The sequence below is a fragment of the Liberibacter crescens BT-1 genome, from assembly GCF_000325745.1.
Lineage (GTDB): Bacteria > Pseudomonadota > Alphaproteobacteria > Rhizobiales > Rhizobiaceae > Liberibacter > Liberibacter crescens.
On record NC_019907.1, the window covers coordinates 1,403,184 to 1,415,678 of the forward strand.

Genomic DNA, 12,495 nt, shown 5'->3' on the forward strand with positions numbered 1-12,495 from the left:
TAGTTTTTTACTTATTGCAATTTTAATGTGTAAATTAATTATATTTAAATTAATACGTTTATATAGGATAATTACAAGGTTGTATTAGTATTACTTCTATCAAGTAAAAGTTTTTAAAACAAAAAATTGCTTTTGTAATAGAAAGCTACTATCTTTGGTAGATATCTTTGCATCTCTTGCCTAGTAACTAGAATAATTAATTATCTCAATTTAGATAACACAGCCAAATTATCCTCTTATGGCCAAAAGGATAGATTAGTTATGTTCAAATTAAAGGAAACAAGAAATGAAAAATATCATACACCGTTTTATACACGATCAATCTGGAGCTGTTGCTATAGAATATGCCATGCTTATTGCCCTTATTTCATTAGCTTTAATTGCTGCAGCAAGTACCCTAGCACAAAGCATTGGTACACTGTTTAACAATATCGGTAATAAGTTAACAACGCTACCCCTATCACCAGCTAAATAAAATCCAGTTCAACCAATATTACACTTAGAAAGGAACTAATATATTATATCAGGAGCAACAAAATTGTTGCCTTTATTGTGCACTAAACATTAAAGTTATAACAACTTGTTCTCCTGATCTATTACCCAACATATTTATTATCTTAACATTAAAGATACAATAAAGATATAATACTTTAATTAAAATAACTCTTGAGAAGAAAATTATAACTTCTCATAATATACATACATTCAATAAAACTTTACCCTATTCCAGTTTAATTTACAGTATTCATAGCTGAAATAATCACATTAAAATTATTGTTGATAGATTGTGTAGTCTTAGTTAATACAAGAATCATTGCCATAGCAACCAAACTGGTTAGAAAAACATATTCTATGGCCGTGGCTCCAGATTCATCTTTAAAAAAAACCTGTAAAATATTAAAACTCATAAAATTCTTCCTACATTGTATTTCTTAAAGAAAAAAGTTGTTTTTTATAAAACAAAGAATCTTCATTAGAAGATATATAAACTTGTTCTATCAACATAAAAAATAATACTATGAAAAACTTCAAATCTAATGAACAGAAACAATAAAAATTTTCAAAATAATCAAATCCCAACAAAGATACACAAAAAAATAAGCTGTAGATTTATTCCTAAATCTACAGCTCTAATGTCACAATATATCAAGAAAAAATTGCTGAATTATCGCAACTAAAGACCCTTATGCGGTTCTATGATGGATATTTTGAACTTGCATTATTCATCTTTGCAGCAAGAAGATTAAAGTTATTGTTTATAGCCCCACCTAGAGCTGTTGCACCAGCAATTAAGGCAACTGAAACAAGAGCAGCAATCAAACCATATTCTATAGCCGTGGCTCCAGATTCATCTCTGAAAAAAACCTGTAAAAGATTAAAACTCATAAAATAATTCCTATATTGTATTTCTTAAAGAAAAAAATTTTAAAAAAAGTTGTTTTTTATAAAACAAAGAATATTCATTAGAAGATATATAAACTTGTTCTATCAATATAAAAAATAATACTATGAAAAACTTCAAATCTAATGAACAAAAACAATAAAAATTTTCAAAATAATCAAATACCAACAAAGATACACAAAAAAATAAGCTGTAGATTTATTCCTAAATCTACAGCTCTAATGTCACAATATATCAAGAAAAAATTGCTGAATTATCGCCACTAAAGACCCTTATGCGGTTCTATGATGGATATTTTTGACTTATGGTTTAATAGCACTTGAAACATTCATTTTTTTAGCAAGTTTCTTGATTGTGTTGCTTATAGAATTCCCTAGAGCTGTTGCACCAGCAATTAAGGCGACTGAAACAAGAGCAGCAATCAAACCATATTCTATAGCTGTGGCTCCAGATTCATCTTTATAAAAACCTTTAAAAAATCTAACATATATAAAATCCTTTACTTTTAAAAAAAATAATAAATAAAAATTTAGATAAACGTAGCGTATATGTCAACATGGATTGCTGTCAATTTTCAGATAAGCAATGCAGGTAGTGTTTTTTTGCAATACACATACAAAAATTTTTTTTATCATAATCAAGTAATTTTTTAAAATTTTAATTTATTAATGAGTATTTAATATATCAAATACTATAATAAATAAAAATATTTACTCTAAAATTTTGAGGTCCAATTCAATGAAATTTATAATGACCATTATAATTTTTGCTACGTATATTATTTTTTATATAAACCCTGCTCTAGCTGAAAACAAAAATCAAATTCATATACCAATGGGTGAATCTAAAATAATTAAATTCGATATGCCTATTTCAAAAGTAATTATCGGTGATGTAAGAGTTTTAGATGCCATAGAAACAGACCCGCAAACGATAGTACTCACAACTAAAAATTATGGGAGCACTAACCTCGTAATACTTGATAAAGAGGGAAATATTGTAATAGATAAAACTGTTATTGTAACGGTATCCGAGAATAACACTGTACGAATTTACCGCCAAACAAAACGTGAAGTATTTTCCTGCAATCCAAACTGCGAAAGCAATGAAATAATACCAAACACTGTAAAATAAAATTTCCTTTAAATTGATAATAATACTTAATTTAAGTAATCAAAAAATGACTTAAATTAACGTGTTTTTAGTGCACTCTAATTACGAGAACTGTATTTAAAATCCCTATGATTGCATCTTGTTTAATAACTTTACCTCCTTAAATTTGAAGAGAGGAATTTCAATTCTATAAAAAAGATATAAAAACATAGCCTTCACAGCAAAGAATACGTAATAGACTAACTTCTCTTCAAACAGGCTATTTTATTTTTCAATTTTTACGAGCTTCTGATGCAAGCAGAATAGGAATACCTTTGCGAATTGGATATGCAAGGGATGCGTTCTCTGAAATAAGCTCTTTACCGTCAGCTGATAACATAAGATTAGCCCTTGTCACAGGACATACTAAAAGCTCTAATAGCTTTGGATCAATTGTACTAATATCGTTATCCATCTTCATCACCTCTATTGTAAATACTTCTTATAACCATAAGAATTATGTGCAAGAGTTATCTGCATAATAGCAATTAGTATTCGTGCACGTGTTCTAAAATCAGGGGCTTCCAGCAGTGCCTGTTTCTCAGCAGCGCTGAATACTGACATCATAGAAAGCGAGTTTACTAAACCTACATTACTTGCTTTCTCAACACTTTCCCAATCAGCATCTAAATTATTTGCCAAAAGATAGTTACGAAAAACTTTTAATAAAGCCACACGGTCTACACCGCTATCTTCTTCGGCTTCAAGATCCGCAACAAACGGAGCAATATAAAAACAACGCCAAGGATTTAATTGATATGCCTCTTCCAATAATCGAAAGCGACAAATACCTGTGAGAGTAATGATATAGCCACCATCTCCTGTTTCAGCAAAAGCAGTAATACGCCCTATACAACCAATCTGAGACAAATACTGCTCTTGAGCTTTTACATGAAGATTGCAAATTTCCGGCTGTATCAACCCCACCAAACGATTACCTGCAAGAACAGAATCAACCATCGTTACACAAAAAGTTTCGAAGATATTAATCGACAAAGTACCTCCTGGCAACAATAACATGCCTAGAACAGGAAACACCGGTATCACGCTAGGAAGATCCTCACGGGTTTTATATATCACATTAGTAAACTGCATAAAATTACTCTTTATCCACCTTATCCACAAAAAAGGAGGATAAATCTTACTTCTTGTAAATAGATCTTGGTATTCATACTCCAAAACACAAGCCCAAAACCTAAAAAATCCTGAGAATTTTGCTTATAGCTTATAAAAGCAACATATTTAAATTTTTCTTCCCAAAAATAAAAACCTAATTATAATGTATTATAGGATATAAAGATCTCAATTCAGAAAAAAGTAGCTCTTAATGAAAAGAAATTATAATAATGATTAGAAATACACTTGTTTACGGTTTAAAATATAAATATGGTTTAAGACCTTTTTCTCTGAAATTCTAAAATTTCAGATATGTTTTCAAAACAATTATACAAATATATGACATGATTCCAACACCTTATTATCTAATTGATAAACTAAGTCTTCTTAAAAACTTAGAAAAAATTTTACATATACGTGAGCAATCCGGTGTTAAGGTACTTCTTGCGTTAAAGTGCTTTGCTTCATGGGGCGTGTTTGACGTTATGAAAAAATATCTAGACGGTACAACATCTTCATCTTTATATGAAGTACGACTAGGGTATGAAAAATTTGGAGGAGAAACCCATGCATATAGTGTGGCCTATAGTAATACCGAAATTGACGAAGTTCTTCTATATTGCGACAAGATTATATTCAATACCATCTCTCAACTGAATCAATTTAAAGAAAAGGCTCAACTTTCAGGGAAAAGTATTGGTTTACGAATAAATCCTTCTATGTCTTATTCCGATTTCACTCTATCTGACCCCAATCGTCCATTTAGCCGTTTAGGGGAATGGGATATTGAGCGAATAAAAACTGCTATAGATGGTGTCAATGGTTTAATGTTTCATAATAACTGCGAAAATCGATCCTTCCCTATATTCAATAAAATGCTCAATAATATTGAAAAGACATTTGGGAATTTTATTTCTTGTGTCGACTGGGTTAGTTTAGGTGGAGGAATCCATTTCACAGATAGTAATTACCCAATAGAACTCTTCTGTAATCGTTTGAAAGAATTTTCACAAAAATATGATATACAAATATATCTTGAACCTGGAGAAGCAGTTATAACTGAAACCACCACTTTAGAGGTTACAGTTCTTGATACATTTTTTAATGGACAAAATCTTGCGATTGTCAATTCGTCTGTAGAGGCACATATGCTGGATCTTCTGATATATAACCAAAGCGCCAAGGTATTACCAAACACTGGACCTTATCGTACTATGATATGCGGAAAATCATGTCTTGCTGGCGATATTTTTGGTACATTCAACTTTGAAAATCCCTTACAAATAGGAGACAGACTTTCTATTCAAGATGCTGCAGGTTATAGCATCGTTAAAAAAAATTGGTTTAATGGCGTAAAGATGCCCGCAATTGTTCTCAAGGAAATAGATGGTAATTTGCATATATTGCGTGATTTTACTTACAATGATTATCTTTATAGCATTTCTTGAAGTATACCGTTCTTAATTTACATACGCATAGTGGAAAAAAGGCTTACACATACATGAAAAAAAATGTTTTGATTATTGGTGCTGGAGGAATAGCACATGTAGTAGCACATAAATGCGCACAGAATAATGATATTCTCGGGAATATAAATATTGCTTCACGTACCTTAGAAAAGTGTTCTAAAATTGTTGAAAGCATTTATCAGAAAAAATCTATAAAAATTGACAACGTAATCAAAACCCATACATTAGATGCCTTAAACATAGAAGCTACTAAAGAGCTCATCAAGAAAACAAAATCCCAAATTGTTATAAATGTCGGTTCAGCCTTTCTTAACATGTCAGTATTGCGTGCTTGTATTGATACGAACGTAGCATATATTGATACTGCTATTCATGAAGAACCTTATAAGATTTGTGAAACTCCTCCTTGGTACAATAACTATGAATGGAAACTTTCAGATGAATGTCGCACCAAGAAAATTACAGCTCTTCTTGGTGCCGGCGCTGATCCTGGTGTTGTCAATGCATATGCCCGTTTTGCAAAAGACAAATATTTTGACACGATAACAGATATTGATATTGTAGATGTTAATGCTGGGAAACACGATAGGTATTTTGCAACCAATTTTGATCCAGAGATAAATTTTCGTGAATTTACAGGCGTAGTTTATAGCTGGCAAAATAATCAATGGTGCACCAATAAGATGTTTGAAGTCAGTAAAGAATATGAGCTCCCTGTTATTGGTAAACGAAAAGTCTATTTAAGCGGTCATGATGAGATTCATTCTTTATTTAAGAATATGGATGGAGCTAATGTACGTTTCTGGATGGGATTTAGTGAGCATTACATCAATGTTTTTCAGGTCCTAAAAAACCTTGGTCTGCTTTCTGAACAAAAAATTACAACTGCCGAAGGATTAGAAATTGTACCTCTTAAACTAGTTAAGGCTGTTTTGCCTGACCCTTCTTCCCTGGCAGAAAACTATGAAGGTAAAATATGTATAGGCACTTTTATAAAAGGCAAAAAAAATGATGCTGAGCGAGAAATATTTCTCTATAATATATCTGATCATAAAACAGCCTATGTAGAAGTAGGAAGTCAAGGTATATCTTACACTGCTGGAGTTCCTGCAACAGCTGCTGCGATTTTAATAGCTAAAGGAGTATGGGATATCGGACATATGGCAAATATAGAAGAACTTCCTTCAGAGCCTTTTCTTAAGACTCTTAATAAAATTGGTTTTGAAAGTTTTATCCGAGAAAAAAACAGTGATACTCCTATACAATAAACGACTATTTTACAGCAAACATTTAAATAAATAAAGAAAACTGTTACAGTTATAGAATTCGTTTAAATTCTTCTTAACTAGATAAGTCTAAAGACATGTTATCTACACATAAGCTATCTCAAAAACAACTTATAACTATTGCACTTTTTTATGCTGAAGCAGGTGTAAATTGGGTATTCGAACCGGAAAAATTAAAAAAATCTATAAAGCTTCACGAAGCTTACATGCCAACAAAGAATGTTTCACTTCCAAAATATATTGAATCAAAAACAACAACTTTACCCTTTTTAGATTCTGGTATCATCGAAAAAGCACAATCAGTGGCCAAAAAATCTTTGACGTTAATTCAACTGAAATCGGGTATCTCTTCTTTTAATAGTCTTGTGCTAAAAAATAATACTCTTTCTACTATCTGCGCGCATCAAACAGGAGAAGAAAGTGGCCTTATGGTCATAGGCTATACACCTAGCAGAGAGGATGAAAAACGTGGAAAAGCTTTTTCTGGTAAAGCCGGACATATGTTAGATCAAATGCTTAAGTCTATTGGGCTTGTACGGCAAAAAATATGTGTTTCAATGATTATTCCTTGGTGTCCAACAGGAAACAGAAAACTAGAAAATATAGAAATAGAAGCATGCCGTCCATTCATAGAACGTCAAATTGAGCTAGTATCTCCACGCTTTATTCTCTTGCTCGGGAATTCTTCTTCTCAATTCTTTTTTGGAAAAGATTGTCTTCTCCACGCCAATCGCAATAAATGGTCTGAAATTTATATAGCAGGAAAAAAAATTCCAACATTATCTACATTGCATCCTCAAGAACTCTTCATCTCTCCTCTCAGTAAAAAACTTGCTTGGCATGATCTCATCATTTTAAAAACTGCATTTGATAATACTTGAATATGGATAATATTTCCAGGAATGCAATTTCGCATAGCTGATTTTCGTTTAAAGTCTTCCTGTTTTACCAAAATTGAGGCATACTCCTGCCATTAAAGGATTACATGTGCGTTTCTTTATATTTTAGTGTTTGTTTTAAATTTTAAAAATTGTTTTTTAATATTGTGGAGGTTTTTATATAAAGCTTGTAGTTTATTTTTAAATTTACAAAGTAAGCTAGGAGCAATTTTTATATTTTAAGTTTATTTTTATTAGATGTTTAATATATTCTTTCAGTTATTTTTGTTCTTTAAAAGCATACAGTTTTAGAGTTTTCTGAAGGCTTTAGTTTCTTTTATAGATATTAAGAATAATCATTTGTTCATTAGGAACACTAACTTAAGGTACATTTTTTAAAAATAAATTTTAAAAATAAATTTTTATAACGTAAGGAATACACTTTATTAGTATTTCTAAACAGGTCTAAATTTTAAAAATAAATTTTAAAAATAAATTTTTATAACGCGTGGGACACCTTTTTGTGTGTCCCTTTTTTTCTCTAAAAACCTTCTTTATTCAAAGAAATTTTTATATAATCTTACAAACGTAAGAAATATAAAACATCATAAAAAGCTTTTTTCTCTCAAAAACTTGTTTAATGACTTGTTTTGTTTTCTAATGTTTTTTCAAAACTACTCAATCTTTTATAGATAGAAATAAGCTCTATAATTGTAGACCAAGACGACACAAGATATTGAAAGGATGATCGAACTTTAGAAAACGCACTCATTATTTGTGTTATAATTCCCAAGGATACCTTTCCTGAAATAATTGTTGGACCAAGAACCACATAAGGAATTATTACATCTAACTGCAGATATAAATACTTAACGACATTAAAATAAAGATAATGAAAATACATCATTAAATAATTTTTTCTTATATCATTAAATAATTTTCTTGTGATTTCTGGTGATGCACGCATTGAATCATCTTCACCATATACCAGTTCTTTCCGGAATGCTGCCTCAACCTTTTGGTTCTTAAACCCAAGTCCTGGCAATTTCCATCCAACTAAAAATAAAATGACAGTACCAAAAAGAGACCAAAAAACAGCAACAAATAAAAGAGGATATGGAATTATACCAATAATAGGTAACTCCATTACATGCTTTGACAACATGATAAATATAGGCGTAAAAGCAATCAATGTCATTATATTCTCAACGAAATCAATAGCCAATCCTTCAACGATCATAGAAAAACGCATTGTATCTTCTTGTATCCGTTGAGAAGCCCCTTCAATCTCCCGGAGAAATGACCAATTTTTCAAGTAATAATCACTCATAGCATTACGCCAACGAAAAATATAATGGCTTACTAAAAAGGAAGTAATCGTATTAAGAAGAACCATTAAAAGAAGAACTTCAACAATTGTCCACATTGATGAATAAAATTCAGATAACTTCACAGAACCAGGCTTACTTACAGCACTCTGTATCAAATCCCAAAATGGCCCATACCAAGCATTTATAACAACACTAAGCTCAACCTGAATAAAAGTACTAAATATTATACAAGAGGAACCAAATATTGACCATACTTGAAAAGAATGCGGAGAATAGATACCCCAAAAAATATAAAAAATCCCAACAACAACAAAAAAATAAATATAAAAACATATTAAAGGGAAAGTAAACAAAGCTTTTACACCGATAATAGGTGTTTTCTCTAAGCTATTGAAATGTGTTCCAAAAATATGATTTATAACTGTTGGTTCTATACCTTTAAAACATAAAAACCAAATAAATACACAAAAAGCACTCCAAAAAAATAAAGACCAAAAAAAAATTTTAGGCTGAGGGAAAAATGAACTTAACATATAATATCCTGTTATATCTATTTATATAAATTATACTCCTTTGTATCAATAAGCTCTATTAACACCATCCATATAGTTATTGAATATCTATTACTACTTTAACGATATATTGCTTTAATATTTAATACAAGGAATTAAAGTCATTTCTGATGGTTTATACTAAAAATAAAATGATTATATTCGCTTTTTGCAATTTTAAAACGATAATACTTCTATCCTTAGAAGTTAAATCCCTGACCAAGATAAAGACGCTGTACATCTTTATTATTAATAATCTCATCTACAGCGCCATGCGCTAATATAGCTCCTTCATAAATAATATAGGCCCTGTCAATAAGATTCAACGTCTCACGTACATTATGATCGGTTATAAGCACACCTATATCCCGTCGTGTTAGATGATGGACAAGATTCTGTATATCCGTAACAGAAATAGGGTCCACTCCAGCAAAAGGCTCATCAAGCAATACAAAAGTTGGATCATTTGCAAGAGCACGAGCTATCTCTAACCGCCGCCGCTCACCACCAGATAATGCTATTGCTGGCAAAAACCGAAGGTGTATAATATGAAATTCTTCTAAAAGTAAATTGAGTTTCGCTGCTCTTTTTTTCTTATCTTTTTCATACACCTCCAAAACTGCAAGGATATTTTGCTCTACAGTTAATCCACGAAAAATCGAAGTTTCTTGTGGTAAATATCCTATACCAAGACGCGCCCGCCGATACATTGGCATTGATGTTATATCATTGCCATAAATTGTGATTCTACCACTATCTACAGAAACCAATCCTGTTATCATATAAAAACAAGTCGTTTTACCCGCTCCATTAGGTCCAAGCAACCCAACAACTTCACCTTTGCGAACAGATATAGAAACATTGTTCACTATACACCTAGAGCGGTAAGTTTTTTTTAGAGACTCAGCAACCAAAATGTTCTCGGGTTGTTGTACATTGTAAGAATAAGTTTTTGAATCAACATTACTCTTGGGAGAATTAAAAAACGGGAACAACATCTTTATCTAAAATCTATAAAATATTTACATCATATTTGAACTTTTAGGATCAAGCTGAATTTTGACCCGATTATTGCAACTGTCAAGCTTTGCATCACCTGTGTCCGTATGCACAACAAATTTACAACCAATAAATACATTGGATCCTTGAGTTAAAACTACTTGTTTTCCAGTCAGAACAAATATTTTTGTATCGAAGTCAAAAAAACCTTTTTCTGCAGTAACTTGCTGCATACCTGATTTCATCAAGATGTTTCTGGCTATATTTATACGACGGATACCATTCCCTGATAAATAATTTTTATCTCTATATAAAACAACCATTTCATCGGCTTGCAAGGTAGTAGTTCCTTGGACAACCTTTACATCTTTAGTAAAGTAGGCTTTATTTTCTTGATCATGCACTTCTAAAGTGCCACTTTCAATCTGGATGATTTCATTGTCAGCAAGTTTTAAGAATTTCATATGCTGAGGCATTGATTGTGCTGCTAAAGCAAAAAAAGTTTCAGAAAAAATGATGAGCCCTGCACTTATGATAGTCATACATAAAAATATACGATTCGTTTTCATTTAAGAATCCTTTTTTCATTCTTTTCTTTTTGAAGTACTCGAGGTTCAATTAACATTTTCACATTACCAGAAAAAATCATAACATGCCCTTTATCTTTTGTATTAAAAGATTGTGCAAAAATTGAACCATATGAAGAAAAAACTGAAAGAGGGCTCTTTGTTTCTAGAGCAGTTTTTTTTATGTAAAATGTAGCTGAATTAAAATTTATACGAATGTTATTCTCAAGATTTAATGTGAATGGAACTGTAATATTAAGAACATCCTGGACACGATCAAAATTTGCTGAAGCTGCGATTAAATGAGCTCTGTTAGTATTTTTTATTGGCAATGAAGCCTCTATATCCTTCATGATGACATAATTTGGATTGCTGATATCATAAAAAGCCTTTCCTGCATGCATTGTATAATGACTTCCATCATTATTATAACCTGATATTTTAGGCCCTTTCATCATAATTTTATTATTATCAATATTTGTTAAATCCAACGGTATACTCAATGAAAAACGAGTATTCTCAATAGAAAGCAACAATATGCCGATAGAAAATACTACAGACATAACAGGTAAAATAATTCTTAATCTTTTGACACGTTTTGAATGATTTTTTCCTTGCATATAGCAATAATTAAAGTTATCCCTTGTAAATAGTTTAGGTATATTCAACATACAATTTTATCCATGATAGATACATATATTAACTGTATTATTAAGCTTATACTTGTTCAATTATTTGTAATATATTAACTTCTTTATATCACATTATCACAATAAACATCAAAAAGTAATATTTCTAATGGCTTCAATGAGTGAAAAAAAATGCTGTAAAAAGTTGAAAACTCGACATGTTATAATTTCTATAATATTAATAATTGTAGGTTATATTGCTTGGGTTTTATTCTTCGCCAAAACACCGCCACATATAGCACGTGTTACAATCTCTGGAACCATAGAAGATAACCCTGAATTATTGAGAGTTCTTAAAAAAGTTGCTGAAGATAATAACGTCAAAGCATTAGTTGTATCTATATCTTCACCAGGAGGAACAGCCTACGGAGGTGAAAGTATATTTCGTTCAATCCAGGAAATCAAAAAAAAGAAACCTGTGGTTTCTGATATACGCACTTTAGCAACTTCTGCTGCTTATATGATTGCTTGTTCTGGAAATAGTATTGTTTCAGCTGAAACGTCAATTGTTGGCTCTATTGGTGTAATAATTGAATACCCACAAATTAAACCCTTTTTGGATAAGCTTGGAATATCTTTTGAAACAATAAAATCCTCTCCTATAAAAGGGGAACCATCTCCTTTCTATAATACGAGTCAACAATCAAAAGATATGCTTGGATCCTTGGTCAAGGATACCTACCAATGGTTTGTAAGTCTAGTGAGTGAACAGCGACATTTGCCGCGTGATAAAGTATTAGATCTAGCCAATGGAGCAGTGTTTACTGGTCGGCAAGCAAAAGCTCTTGGCCTCGTAGACAGATTAGGAGGAGAAGAGCAAGTATTGGAAGCCTTACATTCTTTAGGTGTTGAAAAGAATTTGAAAATCGTAGAATGGTCGCCATCAACTTCTTATTCTGATCTTATTTATAAAAAATTTATGTCAAGTGTAATGAGTTCATTAATTGTTCTGTCACATGATATCATTTTATCTACATTAAAAACATATCAATACTCACCTTTGTCTCTGAATGGGGTTTTATCTATTTGGCCTAATAATAAATGATTTAATAAGCC

General features: G+C 31.2%; 15 protein-coding genes. 6 read left to right on the forward strand and 9 right to left on the reverse strand.

Annotated features, from left to right (window positions below):
• The first annotated feature begins 286 nt into the window (after nt 1-286).
• Nucleotides 287-475 (forward strand): Flp family type IVb pilin, encoded by a 189-nt coding sequence (locus B488_RS06275; protein ID WP_015273706.1) that lies wholly within the window; start codon nt 287-289, stop codon nt 473-475.
• Between the two features lie 256 nt (nt 476-731).
• Here B488_RS06275 and B488_RS06280 read toward each other — a convergent pair whose 3' ends face one another.
• The 3 genes from B488_RS06280 to B488_RS07055 all read right to left on the reverse strand — a co-directional run bounded on the left by B488_RS06280 (nt 732) and on the right by B488_RS07055 (nt 1,893).
• Nucleotides 732-908: a Flp family type IVb pilin gene (locus tag B488_RS06280; protein WP_015273707.1), complete on the reverse strand. Its 177-nt coding sequence runs from the start codon at nt 906-908 to the stop codon at nt 732-734.
• Between the two features lie 286 nt (nt 909-1,194).
• Nucleotides 1,195-1,386 carry a Flp family type IVb pilin gene (locus B488_RS06285; protein ID WP_015273709.1) on the reverse strand — a complete coding sequence of 64 codons (192 nt, stop codon included), beginning with the start codon at nt 1,384-1,386 and terminating at the stop codon, nt 1,195-1,197.
• Between the two features lie 318 nt (nt 1,387-1,704).
• Nucleotides 1,705-1,893 (reverse strand): Flp family type IVb pilin, encoded by a 189-nt coding sequence (locus B488_RS07055; protein WP_081583182.1) that lies wholly within the window; start codon nt 1,891-1,893, stop codon nt 1,705-1,707.
• A gap of 259 nt (nt 1,894-2,152) precedes the next feature.
• Between B488_RS07055 and B488_RS06290 the strand changes: the two genes are divergently transcribed.
• Nucleotides 2,153-2,536 carry a pilus assembly protein N-terminal domain-containing protein gene (locus B488_RS06290; protein WP_041771196.1) on the forward strand — a complete coding sequence of 128 codons (384 nt, stop codon included), beginning with the start codon at nt 2,153-2,155 and terminating at the stop codon, nt 2,534-2,536.
• 250 nt (nt 2,537-2,786) lie between these two features.
• Here the strand turns inward: B488_RS06290 and B488_RS06295 are convergent, their stop codons facing one another.
• Together B488_RS06295 and B488_RS06300 are read right to left on the reverse strand one after the other, a co-directional pair.
• Entirely contained in the window at nt 2,787-2,969 is a 183-nt protein-coding gene (locus B488_RS06295; protein ID WP_015273711.1) for a Trm112 family protein, read from the reverse strand.
• Between the two features lie 11 nt (nt 2,970-2,980).
• Complete coding sequence (locus B488_RS06300; RefSeq protein ID WP_015273712.1) at nt 2,981-3,649, reverse strand: LON peptidase substrate-binding domain-containing protein; 669 nt, start codon at nt 3,647-3,649, stop codon at nt 2,981-2,983.
• A 365-nt stretch (nt 3,650-4,014) separates the two neighbouring features.
• Here B488_RS06300 and nspC point away from each other — a divergent pair, with 365 nt between their 5' ends.
• From nspC to B488_RS06315, 3 genes are all read left to right on the forward strand, one after another.
• Nucleotides 4,015-5,118 (forward strand): carboxynorspermidine decarboxylase, encoded by a 1,104-nt coding sequence (nspC, locus tag B488_RS06305; protein ID WP_015273713.1) that lies wholly within the window; start codon nt 4,015-4,017, stop codon nt 5,116-5,118.
• Nucleotides 5,119-5,171: 53 nt separating this feature from the next.
• Nucleotides 5,172-6,407, forward strand: a complete 1,236-nt coding sequence (locus B488_RS06310) for a saccharopine dehydrogenase family protein (RefSeq protein WP_015273714.1) — start codon at nt 5,172-5,174, stop codon at nt 6,405-6,407.
• A 95-nt stretch (nt 6,408-6,502) separates the two neighbouring features.
• Nucleotides 6,503-7,306, forward strand: a complete 804-nt coding sequence (locus B488_RS06315) for a uracil-DNA glycosylase (RefSeq protein WP_015273715.1) — start codon at nt 6,503-6,505, stop codon at nt 7,304-7,306.
• Nucleotides 7,307-7,940: 634 nt separating this feature from the next.
• Here B488_RS06315 and sbmA read toward each other — a convergent pair.
• The 4 genes from sbmA to B488_RS06335 form a co-directional block, all read right to left on the reverse strand.
• The gene (sbmA, locus tag B488_RS06320; RefSeq protein ID WP_015273716.1) at nt 7,941-9,167 is read right to left on the reverse strand and encodes a peptide antibiotic transporter SbmA; all 1,227 of its coding nucleotides are present in this window, start codon (nt 9,165-9,167) and stop codon (nt 7,941-7,943) included.
• Nucleotides 9,168-9,385: 218 nt separating this feature from the next.
• Nucleotides 9,386-10,183 carry an LPS export ABC transporter ATP-binding protein gene (lptB, locus tag B488_RS06325; protein ID WP_041770810.1) on the reverse strand — a complete coding sequence of 266 codons (798 nt, stop codon included), beginning with the start codon at nt 10,181-10,183 and terminating at the stop codon, nt 9,386-9,388.
• A gap of 24 nt (nt 10,184-10,207) precedes the next feature.
• The gene (locus B488_RS06330) at nt 10,208-10,753 is read right to left on the reverse strand and encodes an LptA/OstA family protein (protein ID WP_015273718.1); all 546 of its coding nucleotides are present in this window, start codon (nt 10,751-10,753) and stop codon (nt 10,208-10,210) included.
• Nucleotides 10,750-11,421: a hypothetical protein gene (locus B488_RS06335; RefSeq protein WP_144049218.1), complete on the reverse strand. Its 672-nt coding sequence runs from the start codon at nt 11,419-11,421 to the stop codon at nt 10,750-10,752. The genes B488_RS06330 and B488_RS06335 overlap by 4 nt, the downstream gene beginning before the upstream one ends.
• Before the next feature lie 127 nt (nt 11,422-11,548).
• Between B488_RS06335 and sppA the strand changes: the two genes are divergently transcribed.
• The gene (gene sppA, locus B488_RS06340; RefSeq protein ID WP_015273720.1) at nt 11,549-12,484 is read left to right on the forward strand and encodes a signal peptide peptidase SppA; all 936 of its coding nucleotides are present in this window, start codon (nt 11,549-11,551) and stop codon (nt 12,482-12,484) included.
• The last annotated feature ends 11 nt before the right edge of the window (nt 12,485-12,495 follow it).

Excerpts from the sequence above, each read along its gene's own strand:
- B488_RS06315 (WP_015273715.1), top strand. The coding sequence starts at position 6,503 with ATGTTATCTACACATAAGCTATCTCAAAAACAACTTATAACTATTGCA.
- B488_RS06280 (WP_015273707.1), bottom strand. The coding sequence starts at position 908 with ATGAGTTTTAATATTTTACAGGTTTTTTTTAAAGATGAATCTGGAGCC.
- B488_RS06275 (WP_015273706.1), top strand. The coding sequence starts at position 287 with ATGAAAAATATCATACACCGTTTTATACACGATCAATCTGGAGCTGTT.
- sbmA (WP_015273716.1), bottom strand. The coding sequence starts at position 9,167 with ATGTTAAGTTCATTTTTCCCTCAGCCTAAAATTTTTTTTTGGTCTTTA.
- B488_RS06285 (WP_015273709.1), bottom strand. The coding sequence starts at position 1,386 with ATGAGTTTTAATCTTTTACAGGTTTTTTTCAGAGATGAATCTGGAGCC.
- sppA (WP_015273720.1), top strand. The coding sequence starts at position 11,549 with ATGGCTTCAATGAGTGAAAAAAAATGCTGTAAAAAGTTGAAAACTCGA.
- B488_RS06330 (WP_015273718.1), bottom strand. The coding sequence starts at position 10,753 with ATGAAAACGAATCGTATATTTTTATGTATGACTATCATAAGTGCAGGG.
- lptB (WP_041770810.1), bottom strand. The coding sequence starts at position 10,183 with ATGTTGTTCCCGTTTTTTAATTCTCCCAAGAGTAATGTTGATTCAAAA.
- nspC (WP_015273713.1), top strand. The coding sequence starts at position 4,015 with ATGATTCCAACACCTTATTATCTAATTGATAAACTAAGTCTTCTTAAA.
- B488_RS06290 (WP_041771196.1), top strand. The coding sequence starts at position 2,153 with ATGACCATTATAATTTTTGCTACGTATATTATTTTTTATATAAACCCT.
- B488_RS06310 (WP_015273714.1), top strand. The coding sequence starts at position 5,172 with ATGAAAAAAAATGTTTTGATTATTGGTGCTGGAGGAATAGCACATGTA.
- B488_RS06335 (WP_144049218.1), bottom strand. The coding sequence starts at position 11,421 with ATGTTGAATATACCTAAACTATTTACAAGGGATAACTTTAATTATTGC.
- B488_RS06300 (WP_015273712.1), bottom strand. The coding sequence starts at position 3,649 with ATGCAGTTTACTAATGTGATATATAAAACCCGTGAGGATCTTCCTAGC.
- B488_RS06295 (WP_015273711.1), bottom strand. The coding sequence starts at position 2,969 with ATGGATAACGATATTAGTACAATTGATCCAAAGCTATTAGAGCTTTTA.